Consider the following 17283-nt stretch of genomic DNA (forward strand, 5'->3'; position numbering starts at 1 on the left):
AAGCCGGCGTCGCGCGCAACCACCGGACGGCCATGTTTACGCTTTTATGGTCAAAGAGTTAGCAAAACTTTCCCGATATGGTCGCCGGCATCCAGGCGGGCATGGGCGGCTGCGGCCTCAGCGAGCGGGAAGCGGGAGTCGATGATCGGCTTGATCGTGCCAGCCGCCAGGCCGGGCCAGATTTTGGCTTCCAGGGCGGCGGCGATGGCGCCCTTGAAGGCCACCGGGCGGGGGCGGAGGGTCGAGCCGGTGATGGTCAGGCGGCGGCGCATCACCAGGCTCAGGTCGCCTTCGCCCTTCGGCCCGCCCTGCAGTGCGATGATCACCAGCCTGCCCTCGTCGGCCAGGCACTTGATGTTGCGCGGCAGGTAGCTGCCGCCGACCATGTCGAGGATGACGTTGACGCCCTGGCCGCCGGTCTCCTGCTTGATGACTTCGGCGAAATCCTCGGTCTTGTAGTTGATGCCGCGCGCGGCGCCGAGCTGTTCGACGAAGCGGCATTTCGCATCGGTGCCGGCGGTGGCGAAGATGCGGCCCGCACCCAGCAGGCGGGAAAGCTGAAGCGCCGCCACACCGATGCCTGAGGCGCCGCCATGGATCAGGATGCTCTCGCCGGCTGAGAGGCCGCCACGGTCGGCGATGTTGCTCCACACCGTGAACCAGTTTTCCGGCAGCGCGGCGGCTTCATCCAGGCTGAGGCCGGCCGGGATCGGCAGGCATTGCACGGCGGGCGCGGTGCAGTATTCGGCATAGCCGCCGCCCGCAACCAGGGCGGTCACCTTGTCGCCGGCCTTCCAGCGCGCGGCATTGGTTCCCAGGGCGACGATCTCGCCGGCCACTTCCAGGCCGGGAATATCCGGGGCGCCCGGCGGTGGCGGATACATGCCGGCACGCTGCATCAGGTCGGGCCGGTTCACGCCGGCGGCGGCAACCTTGATCAGGACTTCGCCGGCTTCCGGCTGCGGCACCGGGCGGCGGCCGGGTTTCAGCACCTCCGGCCCACCGGGCTGGGTGATCTCGATGGCGGTCATGTCCTGGGGCAGCATATCTCTCTCCCTGATCGGTGCCGATTGATGTAGCCTCTGCCGGCCACTGCAGCAAGCGTGCGGATAATTTAAGGGGGGAGGCGGCAATGGACTGGGATGAGGCACTGAAGAAGGCGCCGCTGGCGCCGCAATATGATGCCATGTCGATCGCCGACCTCGAGGAGCGGATCGAGGAACTGAAGGCCGAGATCGACCGCATCCGTACCGTGATCGCCAAGAAGCAGGCGGCGCGCGGCTCGGCCTCCGGCTTTTTCAAAAACTAGCCAACTAGCGCGGGCGCTTTTCCAGCCAGTCGGCGGCCGCCGCCGCCAGCGCGGTTTCGCGCGGGCCGGATTCCAGCAGGATGCGCGGATCGTGCAGCGGGCGGCTCATATCCTCCACCGTCTGCGCCAGGGCTTCCGAACTGCCGGAGCGGAAGCGGCCGGCGCGCTGACCATCACGGATCACGCCGGCATAGAGTGCGCGCAGTGCCCGGCGGTGCTGTTCCCACACATCGGCGCTATCCTGCAACGCCGCCGTTACCACCTCGGCCAGCACGCGGTCGGCCAGCAACAGCCGCAGGCATTCGGCCTCCGCCAGCAGCAACGCCTTCAGCCGCGCCGCCGGGCTGCGGTCGCGGTCGCGCGCCAGTTCCGCCAGCCGCGCCTCGTCGCCCTGCAAGGTGCGGGCGGCCAGGGCAGCGAGGATGGCGCGCTTGCTGGGATAGAAACGATACAGCGCGGTCCGCGCCATGCCGGCCATGGCGGCGATATCCTCGATCCGCGCCTTCTGGCTGCCAAGCTGGCGGAAACTCGCCAGCGCCGCTTCCAGCAGGCGGTCGGAATTCGGCAAAGCCGCTATGTCACCCCGTTCGGCCATGCCCCACCTTACCTGAAACAGCTTCGTCTGAAACCTTGGGGCGGAAAACCGCCCCGGACCGCCTCCTGCTTCACCCTTCCTTAAGCAATCCAGGTTATAAACAACACAGTATCGTATCGTGTTTCCTCCCTGTTGGACTAAGACGGCCGCCGCGCCTGTATGTCCCAACTCCGGCGGCCGTTTTTTTCACGACGCGCCTTTCCCGCGACACGGCGATCCCTCCGTTACAATCTGTTACAACTGCTTGACTCCGTCCGTGGGCGGTGCGTTAATCTTTCTCAGTTGAGGTTGAGGCAATTCACAGGGCCGTCCCGAAATTGGGGCGGCCTATTTTTTTGCCGCCCTCGTATTTTGCCGCGAAGCCGGTATTGTCGCGCCAGTTTGCTTAAGGGGGGAGCGCCCGATGGAGCCGAAGTTTCTCAAGTTCGATACGCTGAGCCTGCATGCCGGCCAGCAGCCCGATCCCACCACCGGCGCGCGGGCGTTGCCGATCTATCAGACCACGTCCTACGTCTTCCGCGATGCCGACCATGCCGCGGCTTTGTTCAACCTGGAACGCGCCGGCCATATCTACTCGCGCATCTCCAACCCCACCGTCGCGGTGCTGGAAGAACGCCTGGCGGCGCTTGAAGGCGGCGTCGGCGCGGTCTGCACCGCGTCTGGCCAGGCGGCCCTGCATCTCGCCATCGCCACGCTGATGGGGCAGGGGGCGCATATCGTCGCCAGCCGCAACATCTATGGCGGCAGCTACAACATCCTGGTCCACACCCTGCCGCGTTTCGGCATCACCACCACCTTCGTCGACCCGCGCGACCATGCGGCGCTGCGGGCCGCGATCAAGCCGGAAACCCGGCTGGTATTCGGCGAGATCCTCGGCAATCCTGGCCTGGAAGTGCTGGATGTGCCGGCCTGGGCCGAGATCGCCCATGCCGCTGGTCTGCCGCTGATGCTCGATTGCACCTTCGCCACGCCGTATCTGTTCAAGGGCTTCGAGCATGGCGCCGATCTGGTGATGCATTCCGCCACCAAATTCCTCGGCGGCCATGGTGTTGCCATCGGCGGCGCGCTGATCGATTCCGGTCGCTTCGACTGGGAAGCCTCGGGCAAATTCCCGACCCTGACCGAGCCCTATGCCGGCTATCATGGCCTGGATTTCGCCGAGGAATTCGGCCCCGCCGCCTTCATCATGCGCGCGCGTGCCGAGGGCTTGCGCGATTTCGGCGCCTGCCTGAGCCCAACCAACGCTTTCCATATCCTGCAGGGTGTCGAGACGCTGCCGCTGCGCATGAGCCGCCATGTGGAGAATGCACGCCAGATTGTGCAGTTCCTGAAAAGCCACAAGGGCGTCGAATGGGTCAGCTACCCCGAACTGCCCGAACACAAGGATCACGAACTGGCGAAGAAGCTGCTACCCAAGGGCAGCGGCGCGGTGTTCAGCTTCGGCGTCAAGGGCGGCCGCGCGGCGGGCCGCGCGCTGATCGAGGCGTTGCAGGTGTTCTCGCATCTGGCCAATGTCGGCGATGCCAAGTCGCTGGTGATCCATCCGGCCTCCACCACGCATCAGCAGATGTCTGCTGCCGAACTCAAGGCCGCCGGCATCGGCGAGGAACTGGTGCGGCTTTCGGTCGGCCTGGAAGATATCGGCGACCTGATCGACGACCTGAATCAGGCTTTGCGGGCGGCTGCCAAGGCAGCGCCGGCGCAGGCCGCTGAGTAAGAGGGCAGTAAAGATGTGGCTTGAGGTTCAGGGAACCAAGATTTTCGCCGCCACCGGCGGCAAGGCATTCGATCCGGCATTGCCGACTGTGGTGTTCATCCATGGCAATGCCTGCGACCACACGAACTGGGCATTGCAGACGCGCTGGTTTGCCTATCATGGCTGGTCGGTGCTGGCCGTCGACCTGCCGGGCAATGGCCGCTCCGGCGGCGAGATGCCGCAGAGCATCGAGGCAATCGCCGACTGGATGCCGCATCTGCTTGATGCCGCAAAGGTGAAGCAGGCGGCACTTGTCGGCCATTCCATGGGGGCGCTGATCGCGCTGGAAACTGCCGCGCGCTATCCTGACCGCGTCACCAAGCTGTCGCTGCTTGGCTTCGCGCTGCCGATGAGTGTCAATCCGGAATTGCAGGCTTTGGCCGATGCCGGCGACTTCAAGGCCATCGCGCTGATGAATGACTGGATGCTGGCGCGCAAGAGCCATATCGGCGGCAACCGCAATCCCGGCGGCTGGATCCTCGGCGGTTCGATCCGCCTCACCGACAGCGCGCCGCGCCAGGTGCTGGCCACCGGCTTCCGCATTTGCAACGCCTATGCGGCGGGCGAGGCGGCAGCGGCCAAGGTCGCCTGCCCGGTGCAGGTGCTGTCGGGTGCGCGCGACATGATGACGCCGGCGCGCTCCGGCGCCGCTTTCGCCAAGAAATTCAAGCAAGCCCGTGTCGATGTGTTGCCTGATTGCGGCCACCTGATGATGAGCGAGAAGCCGGACGAGACTCTCGATACCTTGAAGGCGTTCCTGGCATGAGCGGCGCGGAGACTAAGCCGCAGGCGCGGCTCTACCTGATCACGCCGTCCATCGTCGAGCCGGCGGCCTTCGCCGAACAGCTCAAGGCGGCCTTTGGCGCTGGTGATGTCGCCTGCCTGCAATTGCGCCTCAAGGAAGGCGAGCAGCCGGCTTCCGACAATGCTTTCCGCCGTGCCGCCGAGGCGGTGCTGCCGCTGTGCCATGAGCATGATGTGGCGCTGCTGATCAATGATCGCCCGGACCTGGCGGTGAAGCTCGGGGCCGATGGCGTGCATATCGGCCAGCAGGACACGCCCTATGAGGAAGCGCGCCGGCTGCTGGGGCCCGACCGCATCGTCGGCGTCACCTGTCACAATTCCCGCCACCTGGCGATGGAGGCCGCCGAGGCCGGCGCCGATTATGTCGCCTTCGGCGCCTTCTACCCGACGACCACGAAGCAGCCGAAATTCCAGGCCGAGCCGGACCTGCTGGCCTGGTGGTCCGAGCTGATGGAAGTGCCGAGTGTCGCCATCGGCGGCATCACGGTGGAGAATTGTGGCCCCCTGGTCGCTGCCGGAACGGATTTTCTGGCGGTTTCTGCCGGTGTTTGGGCCTATCCGGGAGGCCCGGCCAAGGCCGTTCAGGCCTTCAATGAGGCAATTGCCAAGCACCGGCCCGGCTGATAGGGTCCGCCCCCTTCCGCCAGCCCCCCGTCTGAAGTACCGCCGAGCACGAAAAGCCATGGCCCTGCGATCCGCCCTGATTAACGCGATGACCAATTCGGCGCGCAAGGCCGCGCGCGGCCTGCTGCGCGACTTCAACGAGGTCGAGCATCTCCAGATCAGCCGCAAGGGCCCGGCCGATTTCGTGTCTGCCGCCGACCGCAAGGCGGAGAAGGTGCTGCAGGCCGAACTGTCCAAGCTGCGCCCGGATTTCGGCTTCATCATGGAAGAGGGCGGCCGCATCGAGGCCAAGGACGGCAAGCATTACTGGGTGATCGACCCGCTGGACGGCACCACCAATTTCCTGCACGCCATCCCGCATTTCGCCATTTCCATCGCCGTGAAGCGCGACGAAGAACTGATCGCCGGTATCGTGCTGGACGTGGTGCGCGACGAATTGTTCTGGGCCGAGAAGGGTGCTGGCGCCTATTGCAATGAACGCCGCTTGCGCGTTTCCGTGCGCCGCAAGATGACCGATGCGGTGATCGCCACCGGCATCCCGTTCCATGGCCGTGGCGACCATGCCCAGTTCCGCCGCGAGATGGCCGGCGTGATGCAGGAAGTGGCCGGCATCCGTCGCATGGGTGCGGCGGCCCTCGACCTCGCCTATGTCGCCGCCGGCCGCTATGACGGCTTCTGGGAGCGCGGGCTTTCGGAGTGGGATATTGCCGCCGGCATCGTGCTGGTGCGCGAGGCGGGCGGCATGGTCACCGACCTCAAGGGCGGCGAGACCATGATGGCGTCAGGCGATATTCTCGCCGCCAACGACGCGCTCTACACCCCGCTGCAGAAATTGCTCAATAAACCGGCCTAATTGGTTTCGCTTCCACCCTTTTGCCGGGTTGAGCTAGAGGGGAAGGTCCGCTATCGTTCGCGCCATACTGCGTAACGGGGGGACCCACCAATGGCCGTCAAGCTGTTTCAGCATCCGCTTCCCGCCATGGCGCTTGGCCTGGTGCTGGCGTTGCCGGCGGTGCATGGCGCCTCGGCCCAGACCACCTATGTCGGTGGCGGCAGCGTGATCGTGAACATGCAGGCGCTCGACCGCCTCGGCCCGCCGTTGCCCGGCTTTGCCAATAACCAGGATCCCGGTTCGTCCGCGTTGGGTGGCCCGGCGCAGAAGCCGCTGCTCGGCGATTCCGGCCCGGCGCCGGCCAGCGTGAAACTGCGTCCACCGCGTGCCACGAAGTCAGCCGCCGCACCCGCCACCACTGCTGCCGTGGCCAAGGCGCCGACCCCGGCTGCCGCGCCTGCCGCGACCACACCACGCCGCACGGGCGGCAGCCGTGGCGAGGGTACCAGCCCGGCACCGCAGACCCCCGCCGTGGTGGTGAACCTGCCGCCGCCAGTCACAGATACCCCTTCGAGCAATGCCGCCAGCAATGCCGGCCGCCCGCTGCAATTGCCCGCGCCACCGTCGGCCGTGGCTGCGGCACCGTCTACTGTCCCAGCCCCGGCTCCGGCACCTGCCGCCGTGGCCCAGGCCCCTGTAATCCAGGCTCCCGCCGCGCCGGCGCCGGCTGCTCCGCGGGCCGCCAACCCGGCGGCACAGCAATCGGCCTTGCTGACCCCGCCGCCGGTTTCGAGCGCGGCGCCCACCCCGTTGCCTGGAGGGGCCGCCGGCCAGGTCAATCTCACCTTCGAGGCCGGCAAGAGCGATCTTTCCGGCGAAGGCAGCGGCGCGCTTGAAGCCCTGGCCCGCGCACTCGCCAATACCGAAGACCGTATCCAGATCCGTGCCTATGCCAGCGCCAGCGGCGCGGATGCCGCCAGCGGTGCGCGTCGCCTCTCGCTCAGCCGTGCGCTCGCAGTGCGCGGTTTCCTGATCGACCGTGGTATTCGTTCCACGCGCATTGATGTGCGCGCGCTTGGTGCGCCTAGCGACAATTCGCCGCCGGACCGTGTTGAAGTTGCCCCGGTCGGGCGCTGATTGATGCAGGCACACGGCTTTTCGCCCAGGAAAAGCCATATTCGCTGCCTAAGTCGGAACCATATACCACTAGCCATTGGGCCGCAGGATAAGGTGAAGGCATGACCAGACCTGGTCGTTACCTGGTGCGTATGGTGCTGTTCCTCGTTGCTGTCGGCGCGGTGATTTTCGTGCTGAAGGATCCGCTGCAGCGTGCCTTCCTCGCCAATCCGGCGCTCAACGGCCTGATCACGGCCGTGGCCGTGATCGGCATTCTTTTCATCTTCCGCCAGGTTTTCGTGCTCGGCCGCGAAGCCGACTGGCTCGCCGCTTGGCAGAAGTCGCAGCATACCAGCACCGTCGCCCATGTCGGCAAGCCGTCCAACCTGCTGGCGCCGCTGGCCAAGATGCTCGAGAACCGTGGCCCGCGCGGCCAGGTTTCGGCAGCCGCGACGCGCGCTCTGCTCGATTCCGTCGGTTCGCGGCTGGATGAAGCACGCGATATCTCGCGCTACCTGATCGGCTTGATGGTTTTCCTCGGCCTGCTTGGCACCTTCTGGGGCCTGCTCGAGACCATCGGTTCCGTCACCGATACCATCTCCGGCCTGTCGCTGGGGGCGGAAGAGAATATCAACGTGTTGTTCGAGAAGCTGAAGGGCGGCCTGCAGCGGCCGCTGGCTGGCATGGGCCTGGCTTTCTCCTCCTCGATGCTCGGCCTTTCCGGCTCGCTGATCCTCGGTTTCCTCGATCTGCAGGCGGGCCAGGCGCAGAATCGTTTCTATAACGATCTCGAGGAATGGCTCGCCGGCTTTACCCGCGTCGGCGGCGGCGCGGTGGCCGATGGCGACCAGTCGGTGCCGGCTTATGTGCAGGCGTTGCTGGAACAGACGGCTGACAGCCTCGATAACCTGCAGCGTACCCTGGCGCGCTCGGAAGACAATCGCGGCAACGCTTCTGCCGCCCTGCTGCAGCTCAACGAGAAGCTCAGCCTGCTCACGGAGCAGATGCGCGCCGAGCAGGGGCTGCTGCTGAAGCTCACCGAGCATCAGATCGAGATGAAGCCGATCATGGCCAAGCTGGCGCAGAATACCGAAAGCGGCGGCTTCGATGCCGCCAGCCGGGGTCATCTGCGCAATATGGATATCCTTCTCACCCGCCTGCTCGACGATGCCGCCCAGGGCCGCGCCAAGCTGGTCGACGACATGCGGGCCGAGATCAAGCTGTTGTCGCGCACCATCGCGGCGGCAGCCGACAATCAGCGGCGGACCTAAGGTATGGCAAGCCGCGCCTGGCGCCGGGGCGAGAGCGGGGTAGCCAATCCCTGGCCCGGTTATGTCGACGTGCTGTCGACCCTGATGATGGTCATCGTCTTCGTGCTGGCGGTGTTCATCCTGGCGCAGTTCTTCCTCGCCAATGCGATTTCCGGCAAGGACAAGGCGATTGATGCGCTGCGTGGCGACCTCGCCCGTCTGGTCGAGCAATTGTCGCTGGAGAAAAAGACCAGTGCCGACCTGCGTACCAATCTCGGCCAGTTGCAGGCCACGCTGGCTGCCAGCATCGCCGAGCGCGACCAGCTTGCCGCCGCGCTGAGCGATGCCCAGACCCGCCATGATGAAGCCGAGAAGCAGCTTGCCGAGCAGAAGCAGATCGTGATCGATCTCGATGGCAAGCTGGTTTCCGGCGCGGCTGCCCTGGAAGCCGAGCGCCGTGCCTCCGCCGATGCCCGCAGCCAGATCGACCTGCTGAACCGCCAGATCCTGGCCTTGCGCGAGCAATTGGCGCAGATCGACCGCATCCTGCGCGAGAGCGAGGAGAAGGAGAAGCAGAGCCAGGCCCAGGTGATCGACCTTGGCAAGCGGCTGAATGCCGCGCTGGCGCGCAAGGTCGACGACCTGATGAGTTACCGCTCGGAATTCTTCGGCCGGCTGCGTCAGGCGCTCGGCGACCGCAAGGATATCCAGATCGTCGGCGACCGCTTCGTGTTTCAGTCGGAAGTGCTGTTCACGTCGGGCTCGGCCGAACTCAATCCGCAGGGTCGCGAGCAGATGGGTCAGCTCGCCAAAACACTGATCGAGATAGCGAAGAAGATTCCGGCTGACCTGCCCTGGGTGCTGCGGGTCGATGGCCATACCGACCGTGTGCCGATCAACACGCCGCAATTCCCCTCCAACTGGGAATTGTCGGCGGCGCGGGCCATCTCGGTAACGAAATTCCTGATCGCCCAGGGCGTGCCGGCGCAGCGCCTCGCCGCTGCCGGCTTCGGCGAATTCCAGCCGCTGGACGAGCGCAACGACGAGATTGCCTTGCGGCGCAACCGGCGCATTGAATTGAAGCTGACGGAGCGCTAGAAACGCCGCCATGCTGAACCTGATCGCTCCGCATTCCTTTGTTGGCCGTCTTGTCGCCAGCCTTGCCTATGGCATCGGCTTGCCGGTGCTGATTTATGCCGTGCTGCTACTGCGCACCCATGGCAACGAACCGCAGGGCATGTGCAGCCGCGTGCCGGGCCAGGGCGGCACGCTGCCGATCCAGATGGGCCGCGGCGATGGCGATTTCACCTGCGGCCTGAACTGGGATTACACTTTCTGGAATCTGGCGCTGCCGGCGCTGGGCTTCGCCGCGCTGGCTTTCATCCTGATGGGCATGGCGCGCAAGCGCGCCTAGGCTATATTTTTGTTCGGGCCCTTAAGGCTGGATTTCCTTAAGCTTCGCCGTCTCGATGCGGCAATCCATGATGCGCGGCTGGAAGGTGGCGCCGATCAGCAGCCGGCCCTTGTGATGCGCTGCCACGCTGGCGCCTGAGAGCAGCCCGCCGGGATCGCCGAAGGCTTCAACAATACGCGTGGCGCCACGGCCATCGCGGTCGACCCGCACCACCAGGCTCGGGCTTTCCTTCTGCGCATCGCGGGCATGGCCGATGAAGGCGAAGGAATTGACGTGCAATGCCGCCCACATCGCGCCGTCTGAATCAAAGCGGATATTGTCGACGCCGCCGGGCAACGCCAGCGAGCCGCTGCGCCTGAGCAGGCCGCTGGCCGGCTCGCGGTCAAAGGACAGCACCATGCGCCACAATGTCGAGCCGACCAGGGCGGTGAGGCCATCCGGCGTGAGTGCGATGCCATTGGCAAACGCGATATCCTCCGCCACCGGCCTGGTGCCGCGCGGGTCGTGATAGATCACCGTGGAGCGCGAGAGCTGCAGGATATTCTCCACCGCATGCATCCAGCGCGGGCCGGCGCCACGGTCGTTGGTGAGGTAAAAGCTCTGCGGCCCGGTGGCGACGATGCCGTTCGGGCTGACGAACAGGTCGCTGCCGATGCTGCCGAGATGCCTCAGTTTGCCGGCTTCGAGCGCGAAGACTTCCACTGTGTTGCGGTCGGCGCTGCGCTGGTTGATCACCTGCAATACCCACTCGCCGCTGCTTGGGCCATGCAGCGCGATGCCGCGCGGGTGGAACGGCATCTGTTCAGGCACATTGAGTTCGGTGAGCTTGCCCGGCGCATTCCCGCTCAAGTCATAGAACCACAGGCCGCCGCGATTGCTGCGGTTGCGGCGGTCCTGCGCCGAGATGATGGCACCGCTGCCATCTGGCAGGATCAGGATGTCTTCCGGACCAGCCGGCGCATCGATGGGCGTGCATTGCCCGGCCATGAAAGGCTCGACGCTGCGATAGGCGCCGCCGAGCCACACGGTATAGACGCCATAGGCGACCAGCACGGCCGCCAGGAAACTCCACCACAGCTTCATGCGCGAGCCGCGCCGCACCGGCAGATTGCGATTGGGCGCGCGCTGGCGCGGACTAGCTTGCGGCTTCGGTGTCATCGAGGGTGGTGTTCATGAATTGCAGCCGCGCCAGCCGTGCGTAGAGGCCGTCCTCGCGCATCAGCGTTTCATGCCGCCCGGCGGCGACGATGCGGCCCTTGTCCATCACCACGATGCGGTCGGCTTTCTGCACGGTGGCGAGGCGGTGCGCGATCACCAGGGTGGTGCGGCCGCGCATCAGGTGTTCCAGCGCCTTCTGCACCTTGCGCTCGGATTCGGCATCCAGCGACGAGGTGGCTTCGTCCAGCAGCAGGATCGGCGGATCGCGCAGCAGGGCGCGGGCGATGGCGATGCGCTGGCGCTGGCCGCCGGAAAGCCGCACGCCGCGTTCGCCCAGATAGGTGTCGTAGCCCTGCGGCAATGCCTGGACGAAGCCGTGCGCCGCAGCGGCTTCGGCGGCCTGGCGCAGTTCGGCATCGCTGGCATCGGGCCGGCCATAGCGGATGTTGTCGGCGACGCTGGCGCCGAAGATCACCGGATCCTGCGCCACCAGGGCGATATGCTGGCGCAAGGCCACCGGATCGAGGCGGCGGATCGGCACGCCATCGACGCGCACTTCGCCGAATTGCGGATCGTAGAAGCGCAGCAGCAACTGGAACAGCGTGGTCTTGCCCGCGCCCGAGGGGCCAACAATCGCCACCGTCTCGCCAGCCTTGATCTCCAACGACAGGTTGTCGACGGCGGGCATGTTGGGCCGCGCCGGATAGGTGAAGCGCAGCTCGGCGAATTCGACGCGGCCTTCCGGCTTGGCCGGCAGGGCGAGCGGCTGGCTCGGCGCCTGGATGCCCGGCTCGGTGGCCAGCAACTGCATCAGCCGTTCGGCGGCGCCGGCTGCCCGCTGCACATCGCTCCACACTTCCGACAAGGCGCCAACCGATGAGGCGCCGATGATCGCATAAAAGACGAAGGCGGAGAGTTCGCCGCCCGACATCTCGCCGGCGAACACCGCCTTGCCGCCGATCCACATCACGCCGTTCACGGCGCCGAATACCAGCAGCATCACCAGGGCGGTGAGGGTGGCGCGCGCCCGGGTGCGGCGCACGGCGGTATTGAAAGCGGCTTCGGCATTGCCCCGGAAGCGGCGGCCCTCGCGGGCTTCCGCAGTATAGGCCTGCACGGTGCTGATGGCGTTGAGCGTTTCGCCCGCCTGGGCGGCGAGATCGGCTACGCGGTCCTGGCTCTGGCGCGACAAGGCCCGCAGCTTGCGGCCATAGATCACGATCGGCAGCACCACGAAGGGCACCACCACGGCCACCAGCAGGGTGAGATGCGGCGAGGTGATCAGCAGCAGCACGGCGCTGCCGAGGAACAGCAGTATGTTGCGCAGCGCGACCGAGACCGAGGAGCCGACCAGGGTCTGGATCAGTTCGGTATCGGTGGTCAGGCGGGACAGCACTTCGCCGGTGCGGGTGGTCTCGAAGAAGGCCGGCGAGAGTTTCAGCACATGGCTGAACACTGCCTGGCGGATATCGGCGACGATGCGCTCGCCGAGCCAGGTGACGCAGTAGAAGCGGGCATAGGTGGCCACCGCCAGCACCGCCACCACGCCGAACAGGGCGCCGAAATAGAGATCGAGGAACTGGCCGTCGCCGGCGCCGCCGGGATGGGCCGCACTCGGCATGCCGGCGCCGAAGCCGACATCGATGACCCGGCGGATGGCCTGGCCGATGCCCAGCACAGCCAGCGCCGCCACCACCAGGGCAATGCCGGCCAGCACCGCCACCCAGCGGTAAGGCTTCAGGAAACCGAGCAGCAATGTCAAAGGCTTGAGCGGCGCACGGGGCGGCCTGCCTCCGGTCTCCGGGGTGGCGTCTCGGGCTGTGCTCGGGCGGGTCGCGGTCATGGCGGTAGGGATATACCAGCCGGGCCGGTTTCTGCCCAGCGGCAGGGCCTGGTTCCCGGGGTCGCAGGGCCGCCCCAGGAAGCCGCCCAGGAAGCCGCACGGGGGCACTTCCGGGCTTGCGGAGGCGGCCTGCTTTGGCTATAACCCGCCGCCATTGCGGATTTTTGAGGCCGGCCCGGGTGTGTCCAGGCGGCCAGGAGACAGATCATGAAGGCCGATATCCATCCCGACTACCACGAAATCAAGGTGCAGATGACCGACGGCACCGTGTATTCGACCCGTTCCACCTACGGCAAGGCGGGCGATACCCTGGCGCTGGATATCGACTCGAAGTCGCATCCGGCCTGGACCGGTGGCCCGGCCCGTATCAACGAGGCGGGTGGCCAGGTGGCCAAGTTCAACAAGCGTTTCGCCGGTTTCGGCCTCAAGAAGTAACGCTTTTCCGCCCTTCACAGGCGGTGCTAGAATTACAGGCGGTCCGAATACTCGGGCCGCCTGTATTGTTTTCTAGGGAGCCGCCAGCAAAATGGGGCAGGTTTACCAGGCGACGTCGTTCCAGCTCGGTGCCGAGGTGGTGACCATTGTTCTCGTCGCGGAGAGCGCCGTTGCCACCGCCGAAATGGCGCAACGGTCATTCAAGGCATTACAGCCCTATTTCGGCAATTCGTTGCTGGTGCTGGCCTATCAGGCAATGAATCTGGCGCCGCAATTCGTTGGCCCGAAACACATCGTGCAGCAGCTTGGCGGCAAGCGGCTCACTGATTTCCGCTGGCAGCCCGTCGCCATAACGCGCTAACCGGGGGCAACGCCCCTCTTGAAAGCCGTCACAGGCTCCCTAAATCGAAAGCATTCCGGTGCCGCAGAGCGGATCGGGATAGTTCCGCGGCCTGGCCATCCTGGCGGGCCGCAAGCAACCCATCTTGTCGCTCAAGGAGGATAAGACCCATGCGTGCTTTCGATATTTCCCCGCTGCTGCGTTCCAGTGTCGGCTTCGACCATGTGAACCGCCTGTTCGATCTCGCCAGCCGGCTGGACGAATCGAGCCTCAGCTACCCGCCCTACAACATCGAGAAGCGTGGCGAAGATGCCTACCGCATCACCATGGCGGTGGCCGGCTTCCGCCAGGATGAACTCGATGTGACGGTGAAGGAAAACAGCCTCACCATTTCGGCCAAGGCGCAGGGCGCCGAGCAGCCGGAAGAGGGTGTGACCTACCTGCACCGCGGCATTGCGCGCCGCGCCTTCGAGCGCCGCTTCGAGCTTGCCGACACCGTGAAGGTGGTGGGTGCGCAGCTCACTGACGGCCTGCTGCATATCGAGCTGAAGCGCGAGATCCCCGAGGCCAAGAAGCCGCGCCAGATCTCGATCAACGTCGGCAGCCAGCCGGTGACGCTGGAACAGGCTCGCGCCGCGTAACGCGCGTCCTGACCTCGAAATGAAGAAGCCCGGGTGGCAACACCCGGGCTTCAGCTTTTTCCGGCCTGTCTTTGATGATCAGGCGGTCTTGAGCGCCGCCACGCCAGGCAGTTCCTTGCCTTCCAGCCATTCCAGGAAGGCACCGCCAGCAGTCGAGACGTAGGAGAATTCCTCCGCCACGCCGGCATGGCGCAGAGCCGCCACGGTATCGCCGCCGCCGGCCACGCTGAGCAGGCGGCCCGAGGCGGTGAGCGCCGCCGCCGTGCGCGCCACCATCACGGTGCCGGCATCGAAGGGCGCGGTCTCGAAGGCACCGAGCGGGCCGTTCCATACCAGCGTCTTGCAATCCGCCAGCAGGGTGCCGAGGCGCGAGGCCGCGACCGGTCCGATATCCAGGATCATCTGGTCCGCCGGCACGCGGTCGGCTGCCACCACCTTGCTCGGGGCACCGGCCTTGAACTCGCGCGCCACCACTACGTCATCGGGCAGCACCACGGCACAGCCGCGCGTCACCGCATCGCGCAGGATGTCGCGGGCGGTATCGGCCATGTTCTTCTCGCACAGGCTCTTGCCCACCTCGCGCCCTTGGGCGAACAGGAAGGTGTTGGCCATGCCGCCGCCGATGATCAGCTTGTCGACCTTGCCGAGCAGATTGCCGAGCAGTTCGAGCTTGGTGGAGACCTTGGCGCCGCCGATCACGGCGGCCACCGGATGCTCCGGCTTTTCCAGCGCGGCGGAGAGGTGCTTCAGTTCCACTTCCATGTTGCGGCCGGCATAGGCCGGCAGCAGATGCGCCAAGGCTTCGGTGGAGACATGGGCGCGATGGGCGCAGGAGAAGGCGTCGTTGACGTAGATGTCGCCGAGATCGGCCATCATCTTCGCAAACGCGCTGTCGTTCTTCTCTTCCGCCGCGTGGAAGCGGGTATTCTCCAGCAGCACGATGCCGCCCTTGCGCAGCTTCTCGATCGCCGCCTTGGCGGCATCGCCGACGCAATCCTCGGCGAAGCCGACAGCCGAGCCGAGCGCGGTGGCAAGCGCTGCCGCCACCGGCTTGAGGCTCATCTCGGGCACCACCTTGCCGTCGGGACGGCCAAAATGCGACAGCACCACCACCTTGGCATCCTTGCGCGACAATTCGTGCAAGGTGGGCAGGATGCGGCTGATGCGCAGATCGTCGGTGATGCGCCCGTCCTTCATCGGGACGTTGAGATCGACGCGGACGAGCACGGTCTTGCCGGCAACGTCCACGTCATCCAGGGTGTGGAAATGAGCCATGGGGCTTACGGCCTCAGAGCTTCGCCATGGCGATGGCGGTATCCGACATGCGGTTGGAGAAGCCCCACTCGTTGTCGTACCAGCTCACCACGCGCACCAGATTGCCTTCCATCACCTGGGTCTGCTTCAGGTCGAAGGTGGAGCTGGCCGGGTTGTGGTTGAAGTCGCTGGAAACCAGCGGCTGGTCGTTGACGCCGAGGATGCCCTTCAGCTTGCCATTGGCGGCAGCAACGATGGCGGCGTTGATTTCCTCGGCGGTGGTGTTCTTCTTCGAGATGAACTTGAAGTCGATCAGCGACACATTCGGGGTCGGCACGCGGATCGAGGAGCCGTCCAGCTTGCCCTTCAGGTTCGGCAGCACCAGGCCGACAGCCTTGGCGGCACCGGTGGTGGTCGGGATCATGGAGAGCGCGGCGGCGCGGGCGCGGTAGAGATCCTTGTGCATGGTGTCCAGCGTCGGCTGGTCACCGGTATAGGCATGGATCGTGGTCATGTAGCCCTTCTCGATACCCACGGCGGCATCGAGGATGAAGGCGACCGGCGCCAGGCAGTTGGTGGTGCAGGAGGCGTTCGACACCACGGTATGCTCAGCCTTGAGCTGGTCGTGGTTCACGCCATAGACCACGGTGAGGTCGGCGCCGGTGGCCGGCGCGGAGACCAGCACCTTGCGGGCGCCGGCGGTGAGATGCAGCGCGGCCTTCTCCTTGTCGGTGAAGATGCCGGTGCATTCCATCGCGATATCGACCTTCAGCTCCTTCCACGGCAGCTTGGCCGGGTCGCGCTCGGCGGTCACCTTGATCGGGCCGCGACCGACATCGATGCTGTCGCCGTTGACGGTCACGGTGCCGGGGAAGCGGCCATGCACGCTGTCATAGCGGAACAGATGTGCGTTGGTCTCGACCGGGCCGAGATCGTTGATGCCGACAACCTCGATATCCGTGCGGCCGGACTCGATAATGGCGCGCAGCACATTGCGCCCGATGCGACCAAAACCATTGATGGCAACGCGAACCGTCATCTTTCGTCTCCAGGAGAGCTGACGCGGGCCGCAGGACTGGACCCGCAAAGGGGTGGTACCCGCAAGGTGAGCGGGTTTTCGGGCCTGGATGTAGCGGCTTTGGCCCCCCTTATCAAGGCGGCTAAGCCCGATAAACAGGCAACCGCTTCAAATCCGCGCGGAAGCCGGCTAGAGTTCCCGTTAGTGGGGTTAAGTACATGAAGTTGGGGGAATAATATGGTGGCGTCGATCCGGCAGGCGTGGCTTGCCGCTTTTCTGGTGCTGGGCTTCGGATTCGTCGGCGCTGCCCAGGCGCAACAGCAGCCGCGTGCGCCCTATCCGGGCCAGGCCCCTTCAGGCCAGGTCTATGCCCAGTCGACCCAGGCGATGGCGCCGGCCGGCACCAGCACCGCCAAGGCCGATGATCCGGCCTTCTGGGCTTTCTCGGCCGGCTGGTTTGATATCAACAAGCAGAAGAATGAGGCTTTCGAGGGCCGCATCGAGTATCGCGGTGCCGAAAAATATTGGATTTTCAAGCCTTTTGGCGGCATCATGGCCACCTCTGACCGTGCCGTGCATGGCTTTGCCGGCGTGCTGGTCGATCTCTATTTCGGCCGCCGCTGGGTGCTGACGCCGAGCTTCGCGCCCGGCCTCTACTACGAGGGCGACGGCAAGCATATCTCCAACGGCATCCAATTCCGCTCGCAGCTCGAATTGAGCTACCGCTTCGACGACCGCTCGCGACTCGGCATCAGCTTCAACCACATCTCCAATGCCGGCATCCGCGACCCGAATCCGGGCTCCGAGACCCTGGCCATCACCTACGCCATCCCGACCGACAAGCTGTTCAAGTGGTAGGGGCGTGATCCGGTGCCGCGCTCGATGCGGGCGCGG

General features: G+C 65.6%; 19 protein-coding genes. 13 read left to right on the plus strand and 6 right to left on the minus strand.

Going from position 1 to position 17283, the window contains the following annotated elements; genetic code table 11:
- Positions 1-50: 50 nt before the first annotated feature.
- Positions 51-1046, minus strand: a complete 996-nt coding sequence (locus V6B08_RS09570) for an NAD(P)H-quinone oxidoreductase (protein WP_341980063.1) — start codon at positions 1044-1046, stop codon at positions 51-53.
- 86 nt (positions 1047-1132) lie between these two features.
- Here V6B08_RS09570 and V6B08_RS09575 point away from each other — a divergent pair, with 86 nt between their 5' ends.
- Positions 1133-1309, plus strand: coding sequence for a DUF1192 family protein (locus V6B08_RS09575; RefSeq protein WP_341980067.1), 177 nt, complete (start codon positions 1133-1135; stop codon positions 1307-1309).
- 4 nt (positions 1310-1313) lie between these two features.
- On the opposite strand, the gene V6B08_RS09580 is transcribed toward V6B08_RS09575, so the two are convergent.
- Entirely contained in the window at positions 1314-1904 is a 591-nt protein-coding gene (locus tag V6B08_RS09580) for a TetR/AcrR family transcriptional regulator (protein WP_341980069.1), read from the minus strand.
- Between the two features lie 403 nt (positions 1905-2307).
- On the opposite strand from V6B08_RS09580, the gene V6B08_RS09585 reads away from it, so the two are divergent.
- From V6B08_RS09585 to V6B08_RS09620, 8 genes are all read left to right on the plus strand, one after another.
- Positions 2308-3621: an O-acetylhomoserine aminocarboxypropyltransferase gene (locus V6B08_RS09585; protein ID WP_341980071.1), complete on the plus strand. Its 1314-nt coding sequence runs from the start codon at positions 2308-2310 to the stop codon at positions 3619-3621.
- Positions 3622-3634: 13 nt separating this feature from the next.
- Positions 3635-4426 carry an alpha/beta fold hydrolase gene (locus tag V6B08_RS09590; protein WP_341980073.1) on the plus strand — a complete coding sequence of 264 codons (792 nt, stop codon included), beginning with the start codon at positions 3635-3637 and terminating at the stop codon, positions 4424-4426.
- Positions 4423-5088 carry a thiamine phosphate synthase gene (gene thiE, locus V6B08_RS09595; protein WP_341980075.1) on the plus strand — a complete coding sequence of 222 codons (666 nt, stop codon included), beginning with the start codon at positions 4423-4425 and terminating at the stop codon, positions 5086-5088. Before V6B08_RS09590 ends, thiE begins: the two co-directional genes overlap by 4 nt.
- A gap of 58 nt (positions 5089-5146) precedes the next feature.
- Positions 5147-5941: an inositol monophosphatase family protein gene (locus V6B08_RS09600; RefSeq protein WP_341980077.1), complete on the plus strand. Its 795-nt coding sequence runs from the start codon at positions 5147-5149 to the stop codon at positions 5939-5941.
- 90 nt (positions 5942-6031) lie between these two features.
- The gene (locus tag V6B08_RS09605) at positions 6032-7057 is read left to right on the plus strand and encodes an OmpA family protein (RefSeq protein WP_341980079.1); all 1026 of its coding nucleotides are present in this window, start codon (positions 6032-6034) and stop codon (positions 7055-7057) included.
- Positions 7058-7158: 101 nt separating this feature from the next.
- Positions 7159-8307, plus strand: coding sequence for a flagellar motor protein MotA (locus tag V6B08_RS09610; RefSeq protein WP_341980081.1), 1149 nt, complete (start codon positions 7159-7161; stop codon positions 8305-8307).
- A 3-nt stretch (positions 8308-8310) separates the two neighbouring features.
- Positions 8311-9384, plus strand: a complete 1074-nt coding sequence (locus V6B08_RS09615) for a peptidoglycan -binding protein (protein ID WP_341980083.1) — start codon at positions 8311-8313, stop codon at positions 9382-9384.
- 10 nt (positions 9385-9394) lie between these two features.
- The gene (locus V6B08_RS09620; protein WP_341980085.1) at positions 9395-9700 is read left to right on the plus strand and encodes a hypothetical protein; all 306 of its coding nucleotides are present in this window, start codon (positions 9395-9397) and stop codon (positions 9698-9700) included.
- Positions 9701-9721: 21 nt separating this feature from the next.
- Here V6B08_RS09620 and V6B08_RS09625 read toward each other — a convergent pair whose 3' ends face one another.
- Both V6B08_RS09625 and V6B08_RS09630 read right to left on the minus strand, forming a co-directional pair.
- Positions 9722-10858: a strictosidine synthase family protein gene (locus tag V6B08_RS09625; protein ID WP_341980088.1), complete on the minus strand. Its 1137-nt coding sequence runs from the start codon at positions 10856-10858 to the stop codon at positions 9722-9724.
- Positions 10836-12701 (minus strand): ABC transporter transmembrane domain-containing protein, encoded by a 1866-nt coding sequence (locus V6B08_RS09630; protein WP_341980090.1) that lies wholly within the window; start codon positions 12699-12701, stop codon positions 10836-10838. The genes V6B08_RS09625 and V6B08_RS09630 overlap by 23 nt, the downstream gene beginning before the upstream one ends.
- A 207-nt stretch (positions 12702-12908) precedes the next feature.
- Here V6B08_RS09630 and rpmE point away from each other — a divergent pair, with 207 nt between their 5' ends.
- The 3 genes from rpmE to V6B08_RS09645 all read left to right on the plus strand — a co-directional run bounded on the left by rpmE (position 12909) and on the right by V6B08_RS09645 (position 14117).
- A complete protein-coding gene (rpmE, locus tag V6B08_RS09635; RefSeq protein ID WP_341980092.1) occupies positions 12909-13136 on the plus strand; it encodes a 50S ribosomal protein L31 in 228 nt (75 codons plus the stop codon).
- 91 nt (positions 13137-13227) lie between these two features.
- On the plus strand, positions 13228-13497 hold the full coding sequence (locus V6B08_RS09640; RefSeq protein ID WP_341980094.1) for a hypothetical protein: 270 nt from the start codon (positions 13228-13230) through the stop codon (positions 13495-13497).
- A 149-nt stretch (positions 13498-13646) separates the two neighbouring features.
- Complete coding sequence (locus tag V6B08_RS09645) at positions 13647-14117, plus strand: Hsp20 family protein (protein ID WP_341980096.1); 471 nt, start codon at positions 13647-13649, stop codon at positions 14115-14117.
- 78 nt (positions 14118-14195) lie between these two features.
- Here the strand turns inward: V6B08_RS09645 and V6B08_RS09650 are convergent, their stop codons facing one another.
- Together V6B08_RS09650 and gap are read right to left on the minus strand one after the other, a co-directional pair.
- Complete coding sequence (locus V6B08_RS09650; RefSeq protein WP_341980098.1) at positions 14196-15392, minus strand: phosphoglycerate kinase; 1197 nt, start codon at positions 15390-15392, stop codon at positions 14196-14198.
- Between the two features lie 13 nt (positions 15393-15405).
- Positions 15406-16410, minus strand: coding sequence for a type I glyceraldehyde-3-phosphate dehydrogenase (gene gap, locus V6B08_RS09655; RefSeq protein ID WP_341980100.1), 1005 nt, complete (start codon positions 16408-16410; stop codon positions 15406-15408).
- A 216-nt stretch (positions 16411-16626) separates the two neighbouring features.
- Here gap and V6B08_RS09660 point away from each other — a divergent pair, with 216 nt between their 5' ends.
- Positions 16627-17247 (plus strand): acyloxyacyl hydrolase, encoded by a 621-nt coding sequence (locus V6B08_RS09660; RefSeq protein ID WP_341980102.1) that lies wholly within the window; start codon positions 16627-16629, stop codon positions 17245-17247.
- The last annotated feature ends 36 nt before the right edge of the window (positions 17248-17283 follow it).

The sequence above is a fragment of the Ferrovibrio sp. MS7 genome (genome assembly GCF_038404985.1).
GTDB lineage: Bacteria > Pseudomonadota > Alphaproteobacteria > Ferrovibrionales > Ferrovibrionaceae > Ferrovibrio > Ferrovibrio plantarum.

Excerpts from the sequence above, each read along its gene's own strand:
- V6B08_RS09570 (WP_341980063.1), bottom strand. The coding sequence starts at position 1,046 with ATGCTGCCCCAGGACATGACCGCCATCGAGATCACCCAGCCCGGTGGG.
- V6B08_RS09575 (WP_341980067.1), top strand. The coding sequence starts at position 1,133 with ATGGACTGGGATGAGGCACTGAAGAAGGCGCCGCTGGCGCCGCAATAT.
- V6B08_RS09580 (WP_341980069.1), bottom strand. The coding sequence starts at position 1,904 with ATGGCCGAACGGGGTGACATAGCGGCTTTGCCGAATTCCGACCGCCTG.
- V6B08_RS09585 (WP_341980071.1), top strand. The coding sequence starts at position 2,308 with ATGGAGCCGAAGTTTCTCAAGTTCGATACGCTGAGCCTGCATGCCGGC.
- V6B08_RS09590 (WP_341980073.1), top strand. The coding sequence starts at position 3,635 with ATGTGGCTTGAGGTTCAGGGAACCAAGATTTTCGCCGCCACCGGCGGC.
- thiE (WP_341980075.1), top strand. The coding sequence starts at position 4,423 with ATGAGCGGCGCGGAGACTAAGCCGCAGGCGCGGCTCTACCTGATCACG.
- V6B08_RS09600 (WP_341980077.1), top strand. The coding sequence starts at position 5,147 with ATGGCCCTGCGATCCGCCCTGATTAACGCGATGACCAATTCGGCGCGC.
- V6B08_RS09605 (WP_341980079.1), top strand. The coding sequence starts at position 6,032 with ATGGCCGTCAAGCTGTTTCAGCATCCGCTTCCCGCCATGGCGCTTGGC.
- V6B08_RS09610 (WP_341980081.1), top strand. The coding sequence starts at position 7,159 with ATGACCAGACCTGGTCGTTACCTGGTGCGTATGGTGCTGTTCCTCGTT.
- V6B08_RS09615 (WP_341980083.1), top strand. The coding sequence starts at position 8,311 with ATGGCAAGCCGCGCCTGGCGCCGGGGCGAGAGCGGGGTAGCCAATCCC.
- V6B08_RS09620 (WP_341980085.1), top strand. The coding sequence starts at position 9,395 with ATGCTGAACCTGATCGCTCCGCATTCCTTTGTTGGCCGTCTTGTCGCC.
- V6B08_RS09625 (WP_341980088.1), bottom strand. The coding sequence starts at position 10,858 with ATGACACCGAAGCCGCAAGCTAGTCCGCGCCAGCGCGCGCCCAATCGC.
- V6B08_RS09630 (WP_341980090.1), bottom strand. The coding sequence starts at position 12,701 with ATGACCGCGACCCGCCCGAGCACAGCCCGAGACGCCACCCCGGAGACC.
- rpmE (WP_341980092.1), top strand. The coding sequence starts at position 12,909 with ATGAAGGCCGATATCCATCCCGACTACCACGAAATCAAGGTGCAGATG.
- V6B08_RS09640 (WP_341980094.1), top strand. The coding sequence starts at position 13,228 with ATGGGGCAGGTTTACCAGGCGACGTCGTTCCAGCTCGGTGCCGAGGTG.
- V6B08_RS09645 (WP_341980096.1), top strand. The coding sequence starts at position 13,647 with ATGCGTGCTTTCGATATTTCCCCGCTGCTGCGTTCCAGTGTCGGCTTC.
- V6B08_RS09650 (WP_341980098.1), bottom strand. The coding sequence starts at position 15,392 with ATGGCTCATTTCCACACCCTGGATGACGTGGACGTTGCCGGCAAGACC.
- gap (WP_341980100.1), bottom strand. The coding sequence starts at position 16,410 with ATGACGGTTCGCGTTGCCATCAATGGTTTTGGTCGCATCGGGCGCAAT.
- V6B08_RS09660 (WP_341980102.1), top strand. The coding sequence starts at position 16,627 with ATGGTGGCGTCGATCCGGCAGGCGTGGCTTGCCGCTTTTCTGGTGCTG.